3 protein-coding genes are annotated in these 2,522 nt (G+C 36.3%); all 3 read left to right on the forward strand.

The features are described from left to right. Positions 1–456: transposase (locus CRO04_RS25615; protein ID WP_141401059.1), on the forward strand; the 456-nt coding region annotated here is incomplete at its 5' end. A 53-nt stretch (positions 457–509) separates the two neighbouring features. Continuing rightward, a complete protein-coding gene (locus tag CRO04_RS27535; protein WP_420323220.1) occupies positions 510–896 on the forward strand; it encodes an AHH domain-containing protein in 387 nt (128 codons plus the stop codon). A gap of 4 nt (positions 897–900) precedes the next feature. Continuing rightward, complete coding sequence (locus CRO04_RS25625; protein ID WP_097007052.1) at positions 901–1,503, forward strand: imm11 family protein; 603 nt, start codon at positions 901–903, stop codon at positions 1,501–1,503. The last annotated feature ends 1,019 nt before the right edge of the window (positions 1,504–2,522 follow it).

Below are 2,522 nucleotides of genomic sequence, written 5' to 3' on the forward strand. Positions count from 1 at the left end.
TTAGCAGGGCTTGATCAGGAAATCGAGAAGATCCTGCTTAGTTTTGATTATAAACTGACCAGTATGCCTGGTATAGGGACGTCGGTAGCCAGTAAGCTGATTGCAGAAATCGGAGATATCCGAAGGTTTCCCAGTGCAGACAAGCTGGCAAGATTTGCGGGAGTGGCTCCTGTAAAGTTCAGTTCCGCCGGAAAAGGTAAGGAACAAAGTTCCAGACAGGGAAACCGTCAGTTGCATGGACTGTTTTATTTCCTGGCAGTAACCATGGTGTCTAAACCCAAGAACGGAATACCCAATCACCCGGTATTTTATGACTATTACATGAGAAAAATCGGCGAAGGAAAGACAAAGTCTCAAGCGCTGGTCTGTATCATGCGCCGTTTGGTGAACATAGTGTACGGAATGATGAAAAACAAGACGGAATACCGTGAACCGATTCGAGAAGAAGAACAGTAATTTTTCTATTTAAAAACAGCACAAAGACGTGCTATAATTTTTTAATTGAATTAATATTTTTACCGTTCGTCGCATACCTCAGTACTCCACCTGAGGGGACGGGTAAGGGCTTAAAAAATTCACAATCAACAACTAAGCCGGAACAAGTACATCACTATGCTACTGATAAGAGTAAAACATATACACAATCATTTAAAGATATCACAGATAAATATGAGCTTAATTTAGATGCCGATTGGAATAAGGAATTACTTCCTCATCAAGGAAGACATCCAAATGCTTATCATGATTTTGTATTAGATGAAATGAAGAATATTGATAATGTTGCACAGGGGAATAAGGATATATTTTTAGATTTATATGAAAGCGAAATAAAGAGTATAGTTCGAGAAAATCCTGACATGTTGTATTCAAAATATTGGAAAAATTTAAAGGAGTAAAAGGATGTATTATAAATTAGTATTTGATATGGGTAGAATAGATGATTCTATAAAAGATGGAACAAACACCATTTATGCAGAAACAACTAATTTGGATGAAATAATTTACTTGGATGTCAAAAAAGGATATTTTGATAATATTATCTTATCAGAACGTAATATAGTTGATTGGCCAAATGCTGAATTTTACTATAGTTCAAAAGTATCAAATTTAGAAAGTGATTATTTGTTGAATGTAAAACGATGGCCCATAATTCATGTTAGGGTTATGGAAAAATTTGTGGAAATGGATATTAAGGGACTACAATACTTTCCGATAAAGCTAGTTGATGTAGTTACTAACAATATTAATAATAATTATGTGTTAATGTATATAAATAATTTTATTGATGCCTTTGATATGGAGAAGAGTAAATATAAATATAATGAAAAATATAATTTATATACATTTATTCCTCAGGCAACTTATTTAAATAAAGAAGTATGTAGCCAATATGATATTTTTAGATGTTCAAAAAGTGTAGCTGCCATATATGTTTCTAATAAGATAAAAGAAATAGTTGAAGAAAATAATTGGATTGGCTTTGAATTTTATGAACAACCTTAGGAATATGATAAGAGATAATTGGAATTTAAGTGATATAACGGAAATTATTAGTCGATACTCAGGTGTACCTATAAAGACACCTTTGAATTCCTTGAACGTGGCTGATTCTTAAATAGATACAGCCACCTGATGGGTGACCTTTGTCTTATTGACAGCCACCTAATAAAAAAGAAATGTTTTGACCGAAATCCTTATGCAGTCGGCATTGCCGGCTGCTGTGAATCGGCCGGTGCGCCCCAAGGTGCACCGGCCTTTAACCTGCATCATTTTCGACCCCATGGTTCATCCCTACTTTTGAAGCAAAATAAGGCGAGAATTTACTAGTTAAGGAATTTATAAATGGTTGCGATTGTGCGACTTGAGGGATATGAAAAGCTGATCTATATGCGACATTTTTCTGAAAAAGCAACCGAAAGACGAACAGGAGGCAATAGCAATCCAAACAGTTATCAGGTGCAAAGGTAAAACCTATGTTTTTCAAATTTGCCCAACGAGGTGTTTAATTGCCTGAATGGCATACATGTTCCACCATCGGTTTTAAAGGTCATACAGGGGCAGTATTTTGCGATACAGGGCAAACAAAAAGTGGTATATTAATTCTATTTCACCAGAAGTTTAGTCAGATCATCTACCCTATGGTTCATGGTGAACCATGAATTTACATCAAACTGGTTCTATGGTAAAATGGTGCTGCCGGGGGTTACAGGGGGTAAAAACACTTCTTCTGTAACTCCCTTTTCTGTTCCTTTTTCTGCTGTTCCTTTCTCATGAAACTAAATCCAGAAATGACTTGCAATCCATTCTATACAGAGTTAACATCAACAACCAATAAAAGAAATAACTTGTCCATCCACCCATTGGTTTGTTGTAGATAGGCTGTCGCCCCCTTGCGGACTCGTGAAGAGTTAACGCTGTCATCTGAGGTTGCCGGTACGGGAACTGATTGGTTGGAAACAAGATCTGGAGGGAGAGAATTGCAGAAAAGAGAAAATCTGCTTTATGTGGGGATTGACCTGCAT

Source organism: Lacrimispora amygdalina, assembly GCF_900205965.1.
Taxonomy (GTDB): Bacteria; Bacillota; Clostridia; order Lachnospirales; family Lachnospiraceae; genus Lacrimispora; species Lacrimispora amygdalina_A.

Bases quoted from the DNA above. Each gene is read 5' to 3' on its own strand.
- CRO04_RS25625 (WP_097007052.1), top strand. From the start codon at position 901: ATGTATTATAAATTAGTATTTGATATGGGTAGAATAGATGATTCTATA.